General features: G+C 63.7%; 13 protein-coding genes and 1 tRNA gene. 6 read left to right on the plus strand and 8 right to left on the minus strand.

All coding sequences use genetic code 11. The features are described from left to right. The first annotated feature begins 11 nt into the window (after positions 1–11). From ACRYLT_RS14445 to ACRYLT_RS14460, 4 genes are read left to right on the plus strand one after another with little or no spacing between them, the layout of a single operon-like run. Complete coding sequence (locus ACRYLT_RS14445) at positions 12–1,223, plus strand: hydrolase (RefSeq protein ID WP_482664784.1); 1,212 nt, start codon at positions 12–14, stop codon at positions 1,221–1,223. Then, the gene (locus ACRYLT_RS14450) at positions 1,220–2,239 is read left to right on the plus strand and encodes an arginine N-succinyltransferase (protein WP_482664785.1); all 1,020 of its coding nucleotides are present in this window, start codon (positions 1,220–1,222) and stop codon (positions 2,237–2,239) included. The genes ACRYLT_RS14445 and ACRYLT_RS14450 overlap by 4 nt, the downstream gene beginning before the upstream one ends. 3 nt (positions 2,240–2,242) lie before the next feature. After that, positions 2,243–3,496, plus strand: coding sequence for an N-succinylarginine dihydrolase (locus tag ACRYLT_RS14455; RefSeq protein ID WP_482664786.1), 1,254 nt, complete (start codon positions 2,243–2,245; stop codon positions 3,494–3,496). A 49-nt stretch (positions 3,497–3,545) separates the two neighbouring features. Further along, a complete protein-coding gene (locus tag ACRYLT_RS14460) occupies positions 3,546–3,731 on the plus strand; it encodes a DUF3008 family protein (protein ID WP_482664787.1) in 186 nt (61 codons plus the stop codon). A gap of 260 nt (positions 3,732–3,991) precedes the next feature. Here the strand turns inward: ACRYLT_RS14460 and ACRYLT_RS14465 are convergent, their stop codons facing one another. Beyond that, positions 3,992–4,198 carry a hypothetical protein gene (locus ACRYLT_RS14465; RefSeq protein ID WP_482664788.1) on the minus strand — a complete coding sequence of 69 codons (207 nt, stop codon included), beginning with the start codon at positions 4,196–4,198 and terminating at the stop codon, positions 3,992–3,994. Between the two features lie 127 nt (positions 4,199–4,325). Here ACRYLT_RS14465 and ACRYLT_RS14470 point away from each other — a divergent pair, with 127 nt between their 5' ends. Continuing rightward, positions 4,326–6,272: an energy transducer TonB gene (locus ACRYLT_RS14470; protein ID WP_482664789.1), complete on the plus strand. Its 1,947-nt coding sequence runs from the start codon at positions 4,326–4,328 to the stop codon at positions 6,270–6,272. Here ACRYLT_RS14470 and ACRYLT_RS14475 read toward each other — a convergent pair. The 4 genes from ACRYLT_RS14475 to ACRYLT_RS14490 form a co-directional block, all read right to left on the minus strand. Then, entirely contained in the window at positions 6,266–7,906 is a 1,641-nt protein-coding gene (locus ACRYLT_RS14475) for a caspase family protein (protein ID WP_482664790.1), read from the minus strand. The genes ACRYLT_RS14470 and ACRYLT_RS14475 overlap by 7 nt on opposite strands. Before the next feature lie 143 nt (positions 7,907–8,049). Continuing rightward, on the minus strand, positions 8,050–9,063 hold the full coding sequence (gene cydB / locus ACRYLT_RS14480) for a cytochrome d ubiquinol oxidase subunit II (RefSeq protein WP_482664791.1): 1,014 nt from the start codon (positions 9,061–9,063) through the stop codon (positions 8,050–8,052). Beyond that, on the minus strand, positions 9,060–10,484 hold the full coding sequence (locus ACRYLT_RS14485) for a cytochrome ubiquinol oxidase subunit I (RefSeq protein WP_482664792.1): 1,425 nt from the start codon (positions 10,482–10,484) through the stop codon (positions 9,060–9,062). Before ACRYLT_RS14485 ends, cydB begins: the two co-directional genes overlap by 4 nt. 299 nt (positions 10,485–10,783) lie before the next feature. Next, positions 10,784–10,860, minus strand: a tRNA-Arg gene (locus ACRYLT_RS14490). 83 nt (positions 10,861–10,943) lie between these two features. On the opposite strand from ACRYLT_RS14490, the gene ACRYLT_RS14495 reads away from it, so the two are divergent. Further along, on the plus strand, positions 10,944–11,450 hold the full coding sequence (locus ACRYLT_RS14495; protein ID WP_482664793.1) for a hypothetical protein: 507 nt from the start codon (positions 10,944–10,946) through the stop codon (positions 11,448–11,450). 6 nt (positions 11,451–11,456) lie between these two features. On the opposite strand, the gene ACRYLT_RS14500 is transcribed toward ACRYLT_RS14495, so the two are convergent. Genes ACRYLT_RS14500 through hemB form a run of 3 tightly spaced genes read right to left on the minus strand, consistent with a single transcriptional unit; the run spans position 11,457 to position 15,260 of the window. Continuing rightward, on the minus strand, positions 11,457–12,023 hold the full coding sequence (locus ACRYLT_RS14500; protein ID WP_482664794.1) for a gamma carbonic anhydrase family protein: 567 nt from the start codon (positions 12,021–12,023) through the stop codon (positions 11,457–11,459). 1 nt (position 12,024) lies between these two features. Next, positions 12,025–14,223, minus strand: coding sequence for a fused MFS/spermidine synthase (locus tag ACRYLT_RS14505; RefSeq protein ID WP_482664795.1), 2,199 nt, complete (start codon positions 14,221–14,223; stop codon positions 12,025–12,027). 41 nt (positions 14,224–14,264) lie between these two features. Next, positions 14,265–15,260 carry a porphobilinogen synthase gene (hemB, locus tag ACRYLT_RS14510; protein ID WP_482664796.1) on the minus strand — a complete coding sequence of 332 codons (996 nt, stop codon included), beginning with the start codon at positions 15,258–15,260 and terminating at the stop codon, positions 14,265–14,267. Between the last annotated feature and the right edge of the window lie 63 nt (positions 15,261–15,323).

The following is a 15,323-nucleotide window of genomic DNA, read 5'->3' on the forward strand; positions in this document are numbered from 1 at the left end:
ACAGGCTCGCCATGCGGGGACTTTCGAGCATCGAAGCGGCGGCGGTGGAACGTTGCGCCGAACCGCCTCTGCTGGAGCAGGTACGGCAATGGTCTGCAATCAACAGCGGATCGCGAAATCTGCAGGGATTGGAAGAGGTCGGTGGCAATCTTGCGGAGGCCTTCTCCGTCCTGCCCGGCGATCTTGCACTGGTCGAGCCGGCCCCCGTAGAGAGAATGGAGGCTGACGGCTCACTCGCTGCGGTCGCTCATGGCCGCAACCTGCATCTCAGGGTTCGTCCGCAAGCTCCCGTACAGATCCTGCTGACCGGCCACATGGATACGGTGTTCGGTCCTGATCACCCCTTCCAGAACGTCTTCTGGCGCGAGGAAGGTGTGCTGGGCGGCCCGGGAGTGGCCGACATGAAGGGCGGCATTGCGGTGATGCTCGCCGCCCTCCGCTCATTGGAGGCTTCGCCGTTGGCCGGGCGGATCGGCTACGAGGTCGTGATCAACAGCGACGAGGAAGTCGGATCGCCCGGATCGGCAACACTGATCGCCGAAGCCGCACATGGGAAACTTGCTGCGCTGACCTACGAGCCTTCGGCGCTTCCGGACGGAACGCTTGCCGGGGCCCGACCCGGAAGCGGCAATTTCTCGCTGTTCGTGGAAGGCCGAAGCGCTCATGCGGGCCGCAATCCCGAACAGGGAAGAAATGCTCTGCTCGCCGCAGCCGACCTCGCCCTGCGGCTCGCCAAAGCCAGGACGCCCGGCCTGAAGATCAATCCCGCCAGGATCGATGGCGGCGGGCCGAACAATGTCGTGCCCGACAGGGCCGTCCTCCGGGTCAATCTGCGCCCGACCACGCTTGAGGACCAGGCCAGCGCCCAGACGATCATCCAAGAGGCGATCGCCGCGGTCGCGGCCGAGCACGACGTGCGCGTTCATCTCCATGGCGGATTCGCACGACCGCCCAAGCCGATGGATCCTCGGACCGGCAGGCTCTTCGAGCTCGTCCGCCAGTGCGGCGTCGATCTGGGCCAGGAGATCGGCTGGCGCGACACAGGCGGGGTTTGCGATGGGAACAACATCGCTGCCTGCGGCGTGCCTGTGGTCGATACGATGGGAGTTCGAGGCGGCGCCATTCATTCGGCCGATGAATTTTTGATCGTCGAGAGCCTGGTCGAGCGCGCACAACTTTCCGCGCTGACGATCCTGCGCCTCGCCAATGGGGAGAAACCGTGAGCTTTCGCATCCGACCGATCCGCAACGAGGACTTCGACGCGATCTACGAAATGGCGAAGCTCACCGGCGGCGGCTTCACCAATCTGCCGCCCGATCGGGGAACGCTGGTTACCAAGCTTGCCCGTTCCGACTCCGCCTTCTCGCAGGAGGAGGGCAGCCCTGAAGGCGACCTCTTCATGTTCGTTCTGGAAAATGCCGAAACGCAGCAGATCCGGGGAACCTGCCAGATCTTCAGCAAGGTGGGCATGCAGCAGCCCTTCTACAGCTACCGCCTCGCAACCCTGACCCAGACGTCGCGCGAACTCAACCGGACGTTCAAGGCAGAGATGCTGATCCTCTGCACCGACTTCGAAGGCTGTTCCGAGGTTGGCGGACTGTTCCTTCACCCTGGCGAACGCGCCGGCGGCCTTGGAATGCTGATCGCGCGCAGCCGCTATCTCTTCATCAAGCTCAACCGCGAACGCTTCGCCGACAAGGTCATCGCCGAACTTCGCGGAGTCATAGACGAAGCCGGAGGGTCCCCCTTCTGGGATGCGATCGCCGGCCGCTTCTTCGGCATGAGCTTCCAGGAAGCGGACGAGTTCAACGGCAAGCATGGCACTCAGTTCATCGCCGACCTGATGCCCAAGACTCCGATCTATACGGCGATGCTTCCCGACAGCGCCCGGGCGGTGCTCGGAGTGCCTCACCCATCCGGCAAGGCCGCGATGAGAATGCTGGAGAATGAAGGCTTCAGGGGCGACGGCTATGTCGACATTTTCGACGGCGGCCCGACCATGTGCGCCGCCACCGACGAAATCCGGACCATTCGGGAATCTCGGACTTTCTCGCTCAGCGGCGCGAGCGATCGGGAGGGGGGGCAAAGGGTGCTGCTGGCCGCAGGAAAGCTGAAGAATTTTGCCGCCTGCTACGGCCGCATGTATCCGGACAATGAAGGCACAGCCACGCTCGACCCCGAAAGCGTGTCGCTGCTGGGGTTGAAGCCCGGCGACAGCTTCCTCGCAATGGGACGCTGATCGATGTCCCTCCTGGAAATCAATTTCGACGGAATCATCGGGCCCAGCCACAATTATTCCGGGCTCAGCCTCGGCAATATCGCATCCACAACCAACAAGGGCATGGTCGCCTATCCGCGCGACGCCGCGCTTCAGGGCATCGCCAAGATGCGGCACAATCTTCGCCTTGGATTGGCTCAGGGCGTCCTGCTTCCCCATCGACGACCGAACCGTGGCTGGCTCGAAGCGCTCGGCACCTCCCTTGAGGACGTTCCCGATTCGCTACGCCCGGCCGCATTCTCCGCTTCGGCGATGTGGGCAGCCAATGCGGCAACGGTATCCCCTGCCCCGGATACCTCGGACGGCCGCTGCCATCTGACGGTCGCGAACCTCCGGACGATGCCGCATCGAAGCCACGAGTGGCCGGAGACCCTCGCTCAGCTTCGGCTCGCCTTCGCCGACGACGCCCATTTCGCCGTTCACGCGCCTGTCCCCGCAACCTTCGGCGACGAGGGAGCGGCCAATCACATGCGGCTCGGCGCCAGACACGACGGGCCTGGCGTCGAGGTCTTCGTCTACGGCGTGCGCGGCGGCGAATTCCCGGCAAGGCAGCATGTCGAGGCGTCGAGGGCGGTCGCCCGGCTGAATTGCCTCGATCCGGAGCGAACCTTGTTCGTCGCTCAGTCCGAAACGGCGATCGCAGCCGGCGCCTTCCACAACGACGTCGTCGCCGTAGCCAATGAAAACGTTCTCTTCGCGCATGAGCAGGCCTTCGAGGACCGGCCCGGCTTTTACGCGGCGCTGAAACGATCCGTTCCGGAACTCGAGATCGTCGAGGTACCCGCAACCGTGATCAGCCTCGAAGACGCGATCAAATCCTACCTGTTCAACGCTCAGCTGGTCACTCTTCCAGAAGGCGGCATGGCGTTGATCCTTCCGGAGGAGGCCCGTGAGACGCCCAGCGTCTGGGCCTGGCTCGAAGCGATGGTGGGCGGGAACGGGGCGATCCGCAAGCTGTGCGTCGTCGACGTCCGCCAGTCGATGGCGAATGGCGGTGGTCCCGCCTGCCTTCGCCTCCGCGTTGCCGCCGACCCCATGACCGTCGATCCCCGGTTCCTGGTAGACGAAGCGAAGCTCGACCGCATTGCCGAATGCATCGCCCAGCATTGGCCGGAAAAGATCGCCCCACCCGACCTCGCCGATCCCGAACTCTGGGCGAGAATCGAGAGTGCGCGCCAGGCGCTATACGGACAGCTCGACCTCGACCAGCTGCTCTGAGGAACCGTGGCTCGCCACGAGCCGTTCTCCGTTCGAAAGGAGATCGGCCATGCCTGCCAAATCCGCCGCTCAGCAGAAGGCCGCCGGTGCCGCATTGTCGGCCAAGCGCGGCGACACGCCGAAGAGCCAGCTCAAGGGGCCATCCAAGCAGATGGCCGAATCGATGAGCGAGAAGGAACTCGAGAAGATGGCGTCGACGAAGCGCAAGGGCAAACCCGAGCACGTCGGCGACTGACGAGGGACGAACCGGCTCGGCTGCTCGACTGCCGCCGGACCTGTCGCGTCTCAAGCATTGCGGGTCCGGCGGCGATCCCTTGCCTCCCTGACGCCCCGCGTCAGTCCGGCGGCGATCCCTTGCCTCCCTGACGCCCCGCGTCAGTCCGGCGGCGATCCCTTGCCTCCCTGACGCCCCGCGTCAGTCCGGCGGCGATCCCTTGCCTCCCTGACGCCCCGCGTCAGTCCGGCGGCGATCCCTTGCCTCCCTGACGCCCCGCGTCAGTCCGGCGGCGGGATAGTTCCCGGTCCGCCTTTTCCGGGGCGACCGTCCTCGCCAGAATCGTCTCTGGCGATCTTGCTGTTATCGACTTCGCTGGCGGGAAGCCCGAGATTCTCGCCCTTCTCGATCAGGGTTTCGCCGCCGCGCCATTTCTCGCGGGCTTGCGCCTCGTCGTGCAGCGGGAGCTTTTCTTCCTTGGCCGGCATGTCCTTCTCCATTCTGCAGTAGCAACGAGAAGACGGAGTATTTGTTCAGGAATAATTTCAAACTTTTGCTTCAAATCGGGTTGAATCCCAAGATCTCGTCTGTAGGTTACGGAACAGAGGGGAATCCATGTCATTTTTTTACTTTGGGCTCACGGCGACGGCGCTTGCGATCGCAAGCCAATCGGCGCAGGTTCCCGATCGACCCGCCACCCAGTCCGTTCAGCAGCAGTTCGACGCGGCTTCCGCCGCACTTGAGGCCTCCAATTGGGAAGAGGCGCTCCGTCTGTTCACCGCGCTCGAAGCCGACATCCGCAGTCCCCGCAGCCTCGCAGTCGTCCGCGTTCGCAAGGCGGAATCCTTGATCGAACTCGGCCGAACGGAAGAGGCGGAACCGATCCTTCGATCGGCGCTCCCGCACCTGCCGGCGGATGATGAAACGCTGAACAGCGATCGATTCCGCGCTCTCACGACGCTCGGCCGGATCAGCGAGGGTCGCCTGGCCTATGGAGAGGCGCAGTCGCAGTATCGCAGGGCTGTCGAGATCCCGGTCCCGCCGGAAGAAAAGCTGCTGGTCTATCGCGGACTGATCCAGACCTTGCTGTTCGAGGATCCCGGCGCGGCCCTCCGCAGGGCTGACGAGGCCATCGCCGCGGCGGCGAGATCGCCCGTCGATCGCCAGGTGCAGGGTTACTTCCACACTCTCAGGGGCAGAGCTTTGCTGAACCTGGGGCGCCACCGCGAGGCCAGGGACTCTCTCGAAACGGCGCTCCGGCTGCTCGGGAATCTCACCTTGAGAGTCGACCGCGCGGACCTGGTCGCCCGTTCCGACCTCGCCCTCGCGGCCCTGCTGACCGGCGACGTCGAGCGGGCCCGCCGCTATCTTGCCTATACCGGTGCCGGGCGGTTCGAACGCGGCGCGCTGGTCCCGAATGCCGGAATCATGCCTCCACGTTGCGGCGAGGACGACTTGCGCCCGCAGGACGTTGCCGTGGTCGAATTCTCGGTACTTGCCGACGGCACGGTCGGCCACGCCCTGCCGGTCTATGCCTCGCGCCAGGGAGCCAGCGCCCTCGCCTTTGCGCGTGCCGTGTCCCGATGGACCTTTCGTGCCGACCGACTGGAAAATGTCGCGCCGCTCCTTCGATCAGTCTCCCGCGTCGAGATTCGCTGCACCACGATCGAACCTGCCCACCCGCCCATGGAAGATGACGCGCTCGGCCCATGGCGGACTCTGGTAGACCGCGAGAGCGCCGATGCCGATGTCCCTGCCGCACCCATTGCCCAGCTTCGCGATCGACTCGCCGCTGCAGAGCGGTCGAATCCGCCGGACCGGGTCCGGCTCGCCGCTGCGGCAGTCCAGATGGCGAGGCACAGTGCGGTCGCGCCGGCCGAGCGCGTTCAGCTTCTTCGAAGGGCTTTGCTGCTCACGTCCGAAGCTCAAGCGCCAGGCCTCGTCGTCGGCTCTCTCGCCCTGCAGCTTGGCCGGGCGTTGCGGGAACAAGCGGACGATGACCAGGTCGATCATGAAGCCCTGCTTTCCTTGCCCGAAGTTGCTCGCGAGCCGGTCGCCAGCGCCATGGTACGGATCGCGGAAACGCAGCATCATTTCGGAGAGGGCAGAGAGGATCGGGCCATGCAGCTAGCAACGGAGCTGAGCGCGCTGCCCGAGGTGCTTCGGGAGCCGCAACTGCGAGTCCGAGTGAACGCGCTGCTGACGGCGATCCATGCCGCCAGCGGCGATGTTGCCGCGGCTCGAGCAGCTTATGAGGCGATCGGGCCAGGGGCGGAGCCATGTTGGCTTCCTCGGCGCGGTCGACGATTACCTGCCTCCTCCTCGGACTTCCCCAATGAAGCGCTTCGCTGGGGCTTTGAAGGTTGGACCGTCACGCAGGCCGATGTCTCTCCCGAGGGCCGGCCGACCGGCGTCAGGACGTTGATCTCCTATCCGGCCTTCGTCTTCAGCGAGGCAGGACGGAAGATCGTGGAGCGAGCCCGCTTTTACCCGAGCTATGTTCCGGATGGCCGGACCTGCCCGATCGGCCCCCAAAGGATCCATTTCCGGCTGGCCTACTGATCGGCTTTCGAGCGGAAGCGCTTGGCATCAGCCTGGATCTCAACACGAGTCGACGGCGACCTGGGCTGGAGCGAAGCTTCGGCAACCCGGACCGGCCCGCCCAGCCTGACCACGACGTCGTCGACATGGACTCCGCCGCGCTCGATCAGCAGGTTTTGAAAGTTGCGCTCGTCCTCGCGAGTGGTCGCCGGAATGTCGCCCTCGCGCCGGAATCGGCGACGCACATAGGTCGCAAGCTCCCCGGCGGTCACGATGCGGTCGCCATCATCATCCGCTTCGCCGCTCATTCCGGAGCGAAGAAAATAGGACAGAAAGCCCCCCGCCTTGAACCGACTGGCAACGAGGCTCGTGAGATCCTCCTCGGAGCTGAAAAGCCCCATCACGTTGGGACGATCGACCAGATTCCGAAAGCCGCCGGCATAACAGGCGTCGATCACCACCATCGCCATTCGGCTGTTCACCCCGGCAAAGAGGCGGTGAAGTTCGGCATCCGTCATCGCCGCGTCGAAGAGCTCGATGGTCTCACTTCGTCCATCCAGCTCGGCGGCGCTCCGCTCGACATCGATCTGATCGCCATGGCCCGAGAAGAAGAACATGAACAGGTCATCCGGTCCGGCCTGCGCCGCGGCTCGGGCGAACGCAGCGCCGACGCCCTTGGTCGTCGCCTGTTCGTTGGTCAGTACCATGCTGGCGGGATGGAGCAGGCCGGCTCCGCGAAGGCTTTCGAAGAGCTGCCGAGCGTCCTGGTCGGTGTTCGGCAGGTTGGAGGTCCGCCCGCCATAGTCCGACACGCCGATCAGAAGCGCCAGTACTCGAGGGCCTCCGGGCACTCCGGCCTGGCGAGGCAGACCCGGACTTTCAGCAAGGGTCAGGCGGTAGTCTCCGGTCTCGCCCGGACGATAGGAGGTGGCGACGAGAACATATTCACCGTCCTCCGCCAGCACCGTGTCGATTCGGCTGTTGGTCGAGGCCTGACCATCGAACAGGCTGTCGTCATTGTCGTCCTGGGTGCCATCGGGCCGACGAAGCATGAGATAGGTGTCGAACTTGCCGGCCGTCAGTTCGGCGCGGATCCGCTGCCCGCGCCGAGCCGAGAAACGATAAGAATCGCTATATTCGCCGGACGCAAGCCTTCCGTCGCTTTGCCCTAGCCGACCCTGCACGCTCGCGCCAATCTGGATCGGCTCCGCCGGCTCGGAGCGTGAGACAGCAAGTCCGGCCGGCGGATCCGAGGCCTGGAGCTGGTAACGTCCAGTCTCTCCGGCACGATATGTGGTGACGGCGACCCGGTACTCGCCGTCGACCGGCAGCTCGATGACGAGGCGGCTGTGAAGCGCCTCCCCCTGCCCCGGCTCGTCATCGTTTGAGAGACTGAAGCCACCCGGTCCGGTCACGACGAGGTAGGAGTCGAAATCGTCGGAAGCGAGACGAAGATCGATCCTTCCGCCTCGACGGCCCTGGAGTAGATAAACGTCCTCAAACTTGCCGGAGCGCCGCTGAACGTCGTTCGGGCTGATCTCGCCGGAAATCGTCTGACCGACGGAAATCGCGCCGACGGGGCGAGACTGCGCAAACGCAGACGAACCGCCCAGGAGCATCACCCCAAGCAGAAGCCCCTTCGCAATTCCCTTCATCCCCATCTCCGTCGTTCTGCTCGAAAAGCCTAGCATATGGCCCGTCAGCGTGCGAGACGATTGGCGATGCAGCCTTAGCAAAGACTTACGGTTTCAGACACTTCAGCGCGAGCGTTCGACTTGGCTGTGGCAAATCAGCAGCCTCAATGGTCGTATCCGACGTCCTCTCCGACCTTCCCGCGGAAGACCCAGTAGGTGTACGCGAAGTACCCCAGGAGAACAGGCAGAAGAGCCAGCATTCCCACCAGCAGGAATAGCTGACTGGAGCGGGGAGCAGCTGCCTCGTAGATGCTGATGTCGGGCGGTATCAGATTGGGCCAAAGGCTGATGGCAAGGCCCAGAAATCCCAGCAGGAACAGTATCATCGTCAGAAGGAAAGGAAGGATGTCCCTCCCCTGCGCACGGCGGACAGTCCGGAAGAGCGCGTAGCCCGTCCCGGCGACAAGCAGGGGCACCGGCGACAGGAAGGCTATGTTCGGCCACGAAAACCATCTGCTCGCGATTTGCGGGCTGAGGAACGGGACCCACAGGCTCACAATGACCATCAGTCCGATCACCGTCAGAACCAGCTTGACCGAAGTTTGCCGCGCCCAATCGTGCAGCCTGCCGGTGGATTTCGCGACAATCCATGTTGCCCCGAGAAGCGCATAACCGGCGACGAGTGCGAGCCCAGTGAACAAGCTGAAGGGAGTCAGCCAGTCGAACGCGCCGCCGGCATATTGGCTATTCTCGACGCGGACGCCTTGGACGAACCCACCAAGAACGATGCCCTGCGAGAAGGTCGCGAAGAACGAGCCGAAGAAGAAGGCGCGGCTCCAGAACGGCTTGTGCTCATGAACCTTGAACCGGAACTCGAAGGCGACGCCCCTGAAAACAAGGGCTATCAACATCACCAGAATCGGCAGGTAGAAGGCAGGGAGCAGAGTTGCATAAGCGAGCGGAAATGCACCGAAAAGTCCGGCTGCACCAACGATCAGCCAAGTTTCGTTGAAGTCCCAGATCGGTGCCACCGAATTCATCGCGACATCGCGTTCGCGCTCGTCCTGCATGAGTGGAAACAGGATGCCCAGTCCCAGGTCGAACCCGTCAAGCAGAACGTACATGAAGACAGCGAAGGCGATCACCGCCGTCCAGATGATGGTGACGTCCATGTTCATCGGGCCGGCTCCGTCGGATCGCTAGGATCAGGACTTTCATCGAGTACGGAGAGCGGGCGCTTGGGCCGTTTGTCGTAGCGGGCGTGGCCAGGGGTCGGCGAATCGACATCTGACGTCTTAGGACCGGCCGCGATCAGCTTCAGCATGTAGTAGGTGCCAGCACCGAATATCGCCAAATAGACGATGAAGAACGTGGCGAGGGACGTGGCGACGCTGGCAGCCGGAATGGGTGAAACCGCATCGGCGGTCCGAAGATAGCCATAGACTACCCAGGGCTGACGCCCCACTTCCGCCGTGAACCAACCCGTCAGGACGGCTATGAAGCCACTTGGAGTCATGGCCATGCAGGCGAACAAGAACCACCTGCTTTGATAAAGGCGCTTTCGCCACCGAAGGTACAGGCCGGCAAGGCCAATGAAGAGCATCGCGAAGCCGATCGCTACCATGATCCGGAACGAGTAGAACGGGATCTTCACCGGCGGCCGATTTTCTCTGGGCCATTCCTTCAACCCGCGAATGACGCCGTTCGGATCGTGCACAAGGATGATGCTGCCCAGCTTGGGAATAGCAATCTCATAATCGTTCCGCTCCTCTTCCTCGTTGGGCAAGGCGAACAGGATGAGCGGTGCACCCGCTCGGGTTTCCCAATGGCCCTCGATGGCGGCCAACTTCGTGGGTTGCTGGTCAAGCACCGCCAATCCCTGAAGGTCACCGGCCACGATCTGCATCGGCGCTACGATCGCCGCGAACCACATTGCCATCGAAAACGAGGTCTTGGCGTGTTCGACGGCCTTGCCTCTCCAGAGCTGCCAAGCGGATACGCCGGCCACCACAAAGCAGGTCGTGAGATAGGCACCCAGAACCATGTGAACGATGCGGTTGGGAAAGGAAGGATTGAAGACGATCTGCCACCAATCCGTGGGGACGAACCGCCCGTTCTCGATTGCGAAGCCCGCCGGCGTCTGCATCCAGCTGTTGGTGGAGATGATCCAGAAGGACGAGAGCAAGGTGCCCAGCGCCACCATGGAAGTTGCGAAGAAATGAAGCTTCGGGCCGACCTTGTTCCAGCCAAACAGCATGATCCCGAGGAAGGACGCCTCCATGAAGAAGGCGGTGATGACCTCATACTGCATCAGTGGGCCGACCACCGGACCGGCAATGTAGGAGAAGCGGCTCCAGTTCGTGCCGAACTGATAGCTCATGATGATTCCGGAAACGACTCCGAGACCGAAGGAGATGGCGAAGAGCTTCACCCAGAATCGAAACAGTTCGATGTAGAGGGTGCGCTTCGTGCGCAGCCACATGGCCTCCAGCATCCACAGCCAGCTCGCGAGGCCGATAGTGAAGGCGGGGAAGAGAATATGGAACGAAACGACGAAGGCGAACTGAATCCGCGATAGAAGTAGCGCGTCGAGTTCCACCCCAGCCCTCCTTCGTGCTGAGCACGAGCGCCCTGGGGATGGAAAAGTTCCGTACAGATCGGTTCGGACTCGATGCGCCAGGCGAGTTGGACCCCTTCGGGACTGTTCGCCGTGTTCGGCTGTACCCCGGCAGGACCTGGCGCCGTCAAGCGGGAGCGATGTTGATCGCCCGAGCCAGCTGGTCGCCGATCTTGTCCGATGCCGAAGTCATACGGCCGAACGGCCGATCGACGTGAGTGTCGCGGCTAAGCCTTGCAACCGGCTGCTCTTGCCGAAATGTCGCAGTGTTCAAGGGAATGTGGCGCGCCCGAAAGGATTCGAACCTCTGACCCCCAGATTCGTAGTCTGGTGCTCTATCCAGCTGAGCTACGGGCGCGCGGGAGAGCGCCACATAGGAGCTGGAATCACAGCGCGCAACCCCCGTTGCCGGACGACTGTGACGGGAATAGGAAGGTCGCGGTGACCTCTCGAACCCCTCACGTTGCCGCGGCCCTGGCTGCGGCATTTAGCCTGTCCGCTTGTGTCAGCGAGGGAGATTTCCCATCGCTGGCGCTGCGCGACGTCGAACTGGATCGATCGACCGAAGCTCCGCTGCGTCCTGCGATCGACATCCCCTCGGATCCGGAGCTGCGCCGGCAGGTCGAAGAGTTCGCCGCCCAGGCGAGGGCCGGACAAGCCGCCTTCGAAGCGGAAGCCCCCTCAGCGGCGGCGATCGTCGGTCGAGCCGGGACCGAGGGCAGCGACGGCTGGGTGGACGCCCAACAAGCGCTGTCCCGGCTTGAAGCTGCCCGGGCCGGAACGATGAGGGCGTTGGCCAATCTCGACGAGCTGGCGATCGACCGGGCCGGCGAAGCGACGGCTGCCGAGGATCGGGCCGCACTCAACGCCGCCATCCAGGCAGTGGAGCGGCTGGCGCTTCAACAGCAGCAGCGAATGGACGCCCTAAGGGCGAGCCTCAGGCGCTAAAGGCGGTTAGCGCGGTGACAGCGGTTGTGCGGTTTCCGAGAGGGCCTGACGGTGGCGCCTCGATAGATCGACATAATGCCGGGCGCCAAGCCGCATCCCTTCCAAGTCGGCGAGACTGAGATCGCGAACGAACTTGGCGGGACGGCCGGCCCATAGCTGGCCGGAGGGTACCCGCTTGCCTGGGGTCAGCATGGCCCCGGCCGCCAGCATCGCGTCGCCCTCGATCTCGCAACCGTCCATGACGATCGCGCCGAGGCCGACAAAGGCGCGGTCATGAAGGATGCAGCCATGGACCATCGCCATGTGCCCGATAAGCACGTCGTCGCCGATGAGACAGGGATAGCCGTTTTCGGGGCCTCCCGGCCGTGGCGGATCGACGTGGATGACGGTGCCGTCCTGAACGTTGCTCCGAGCCCCGATCCGGATCAGGTTCATGTCCCCGCGAAGAACGCAACTGTACCAGACGCTGGACTCCGGACCCATTTCGACATTGCCGATCAGATGTGCACCGGGCGCGACGAAGGCGGTCGGATCGAGCTTTGGCGAATGCCCTTCGAAATCGATCAGCCGCATCTCAGTCGAGCCCCAGCCAGTCGGGATAGTTGATGATCGGAAGGATCGAGGCATGATCGTCGGTCCATCCGGAGAAGCCGGGCGTCGGCTCGAGTACCTCCCAATAGGCGCCGTCTGATCCACTCAACTGAACGAGACGATCGATGGTAGCCGGATTTCGTGACAGCGCGATCCAGACCGAGATGGTGGCGTTCAATGCCTCCTCGTCCTCGTCGGGAACATATTGCAGCAGCGCACTTGACCAGCCGCCGCGCTCCGCGATGTCGGCGATGACCGGTTTGAGGTCGAGATAGCGGTTCGAGATGTGGAACAGGACGAGGCCGTCCCGCTGAACCGCCTGACCGTAAACCTCCAGCGCCTCCCTCGTCAGAAGGTGCATGGGCACGGCGTCGGACGAGAATGCGTCGACCGCCAGAACGTCGATCGAGTTCGCCGGCTGGCGTGCGAGGGTCAGTCGGGCATCGCCCAGAACCACTTCTGCCTGTGGAGCGCACTGGCTGAGGAAGGTGAAGCGGGTTCGGGCGACTTCGACCATCGCCGGATCGATTTCGAAAAAGGTCCAGCGTTGACCGGGCTGGGCGTAGCAGGAGAGCGTTCCGCTGCCGAGACCGATCACCCCGATCCGTGCCGCCGGCCCGTAAAGCGCCTCGGCATTGGCAAGGGCGAGGCCGACGGCCGAGCGCCGCGCATAGTAGCTGGTCGGCACCGTCTCCAGCCCGGGCTTCAGGTTCTGGATCCCGTGGAGCGTCGTGCCATGGGTCAGGACCCGGGCCGAGCCGTCATAGCGGACGCTGACCTCGTATATCCCGAAATAGGAGCGGGTCCGCGAATCCCCCGCCGAGCGCTCGATCGTCGACCAGCCGCCATAGCTGAGCATCAGTGCGGCGAGACTGGCGGCGAACGCCCAGGGGCGGCCGAGGCAGGCGAGCGCGACCAGCGAGACGGTGATGCTCCCTGCCATCGTTCCGAAATCCGAAAAGCTCAGCAGGCCCCGCTCGGTCGCGAAGGACAGAAGGAAAGCTGATCCCGGCAGGACGATCCGGAGCAGCCATTCCCATCTGGGCGGCCAAGGCACGAGCGCATATTGCGGAACCAGCAAGGCAGCCGCGAGAATCAGCAGCGGATGTTCGTACGCCCAGTCGAACAGAAGCGGTGCGACGATGGCGCAGAACAGACCTCCCAGCATTCCCCCGAAGGACATGGCGAGATAGAATCGGGTGAGGTGGCCTACGGCCGGCCGGAGGCGGAACAGCTCGGCGTGGAGCGCGACTGCGACGACAAAGAGCAGCACGAGACCCAGGGTTGCGGAGAAGAACGGATTGCGTGTGCCATCGGTGAAAGCCAATCCGCCGGCAATCAGGATCATCAGCGGCGCGACCACCGTAAGCAGGTTCGCGATCCCTCTGCGCTCGGCGAAGGCGATCACGAAGCTTAAAAGGTAAAGTCCCAGCGGCAGCGCCCAGAGCAGGGGCATGGCGACGATGTCGGTCGTGAGGTGGGTCGTCGTCGACAGCATCAGCCCGGAAGGCACGGCCGCCAGTGCGATCCAGTTCAGCATTTGACGCCGAGTCGGGGCAGGCGCCGTCTCTTCGGGCCGGACCTCGACCGCTTCCGGTGGCACGGTGAGTGCGCATATCGAGACGAGCAGCACCAGCAGCGCATAGATTGCGGTCCACAACCAGCTCTGCTGCTGCAGGCTCAACAGCGGCTCAACGATCAGGGGATAGGACAGAAGCCCGGCGAAGCTTCCGAGATTGGACGCGGCATAAAGCGGATAGGGGTCGCCGCGGCTCGTCTCCAGCGCATACCAACGCTGCATCAGCGGCGCCTGACTCGAGACGATGAAGAATAGCGGGCCGATCGACGCGATCAGGAACCAGGGCACCCAGAAGGCCAGCTCACCTTCGGGCGGGGGGAGCGCTCCAGCCAGCCCGATCGGCAGCCAGAGCGCCGCCAGAGCCAGCAGGACGAGGTGAATTCCGACCTGCTTCCTCGGCCGGAGCCGAGCGACCCAATGGGCATAGCCATAGCCGCCGAGAAGAAGCAGCTGATAGACGAGCATGGCGCTGTTCCAGACGGCCGGAGCGCCGCCGATCCGCGGCAGCGCCATGCGCGCGATCATCGGCTGAGTAAGGAAGAGCAGGAACGATCCGGTGATGATCGTCAGCAGGAACAGCGGACGCGCATATCGCTCCTGCACTCTTCTGCCGACGGCTCCACCGGCCAAATCAGGTCCTTCCGTCACGCGGCGAGCAATCGCGCCGCGACTGGCGCGTGATAAGTGAGCACACCCGAGCAGCCGGCGCGCTTGAACGCCAACAATGTCTCGATCAGCAGCGAGTCCCGGTCACCCGCGCCAGCGGCAGCGGCGGCTTCGATCATCGCATATTCGCCCGACACCTGGTAGGCGAAGACCGGAGTTTCGAAGCGATCCTTTACCCGCCGGATGATGTCCAGATAGGGCAGACCCGGCTTCACCATCACATGGTCGGCCCCTTCGGCGATATCGAGGGCAACTTCGCGCAGCGCCTCGGAGGAATTGGCGGGATCCATTTGGTAGCTCTTCTTGTCGCCCTTCAGAAGGCCGCGAGATCCCACGGCGTCCCTGAACGGTCCGTAAAAGGCGCTCGCATATTTCGCCGCATAGGCCATGATCTGGACGTTGACGTGACCAGCCTGCTCCAGAGCTGAACGGATCGCGCCGATCCGCCCATCCATCATGTCGGATGGGGCGACGATATCCGCGCCGGCCTCTGCCTGGACCAGCGCCTGCTCGGCGAGGATCCGGACGGTTTCGTCGTTGAGTACATAGCCCTTTTCATCGACCAGTCCGTCATGACCATGCTCGGTATAAGGATCGAGTGCCACGTCGGTGAGAACGCCGACCTCCGGAGCCGCCTCCTTCACCGCCCTCACCGCCCGGCAGATGAGATTGTCGGGGTTGAGCGCCTCGGAAGCCCCGGCCGACCGCAAGCTAGCGGGCGTGTTCGGAAACAGGGCGAGGCAGGGTATTCCCAAAGCGCGAGCCTCCTTCGCTTTCTCGCCAATCCTGTCGATGGACCAGCGCGAAACTCCCGGCAAAGTCGCGATCGGCTCCTCCATTGCCTGGCCGTCGGTCACGAAGAGCGGCCAGATCAGATCGGACGGAGTCAGCACTGTTTCGGCGACCAGGGCGCGGCTCCAGGCGTGAGCCCGAACGCGGCGCATTCGAAGGGCGGGAAAGGCAGGCACGGACATCGCGGTGGGGCTTAGCGCGGCCGAGCCCCCGCGCAAAGCGGATTGGACATTCCGCCGCTCTTG

The sequence above is a fragment of the Sphingosinicella sp. SM1-17 genome, assembly GCF_056821765.1.

Coding starts and splice junctions, on each gene's coding strand:
- ACRYLT_RS14470 (WP_482664789.1), top strand. CDS start 4,326: ATGTCATTTTTTTACTTTGGGCTCACGGCGACGGCGCTTGCGATCGCA.
- ACRYLT_RS14445 (WP_482664784.1), top strand. CDS start 12: ATGCGGGGACTTTCGAGCATCGAAGCGGCGGCGGTGGAACGTTGCGCC.
- hemB (WP_482664796.1), bottom strand. CDS start 15,260: ATGTCCGTGCCTGCCTTTCCCGCCCTTCGAATGCGCCGCGTTCGGGCT.
- ACRYLT_RS14500 (WP_482664794.1), bottom strand. CDS start 12,023: ATGCGGCTGATCGATTTCGAAGGGCATTCGCCAAAGCTCGATCCGACC.
- ACRYLT_RS14460 (WP_482664787.1), top strand. CDS start 3,546: ATGCCTGCCAAATCCGCCGCTCAGCAGAAGGCCGCCGGTGCCGCATTG.
- ACRYLT_RS14475 (WP_482664790.1), bottom strand. CDS start 7,906: ATGAAGGGAATTGCGAAGGGGCTTCTGCTTGGGGTGATGCTCCTGGGC.
- cydB (WP_482664791.1), bottom strand. CDS start 9,063: ATGAACATGGACGTCACCATCATCTGGACGGCGGTGATCGCCTTCGCT.
- ACRYLT_RS14455 (WP_482664786.1), top strand. CDS start 2,243: ATGTCCCTCCTGGAAATCAATTTCGACGGAATCATCGGGCCCAGCCAC.
- ACRYLT_RS14465 (WP_482664788.1), bottom strand. CDS start 4,198: ATGCCGGCCAAGGAAGAAAAGCTCCCGCTGCACGACGAGGCGCAAGCC.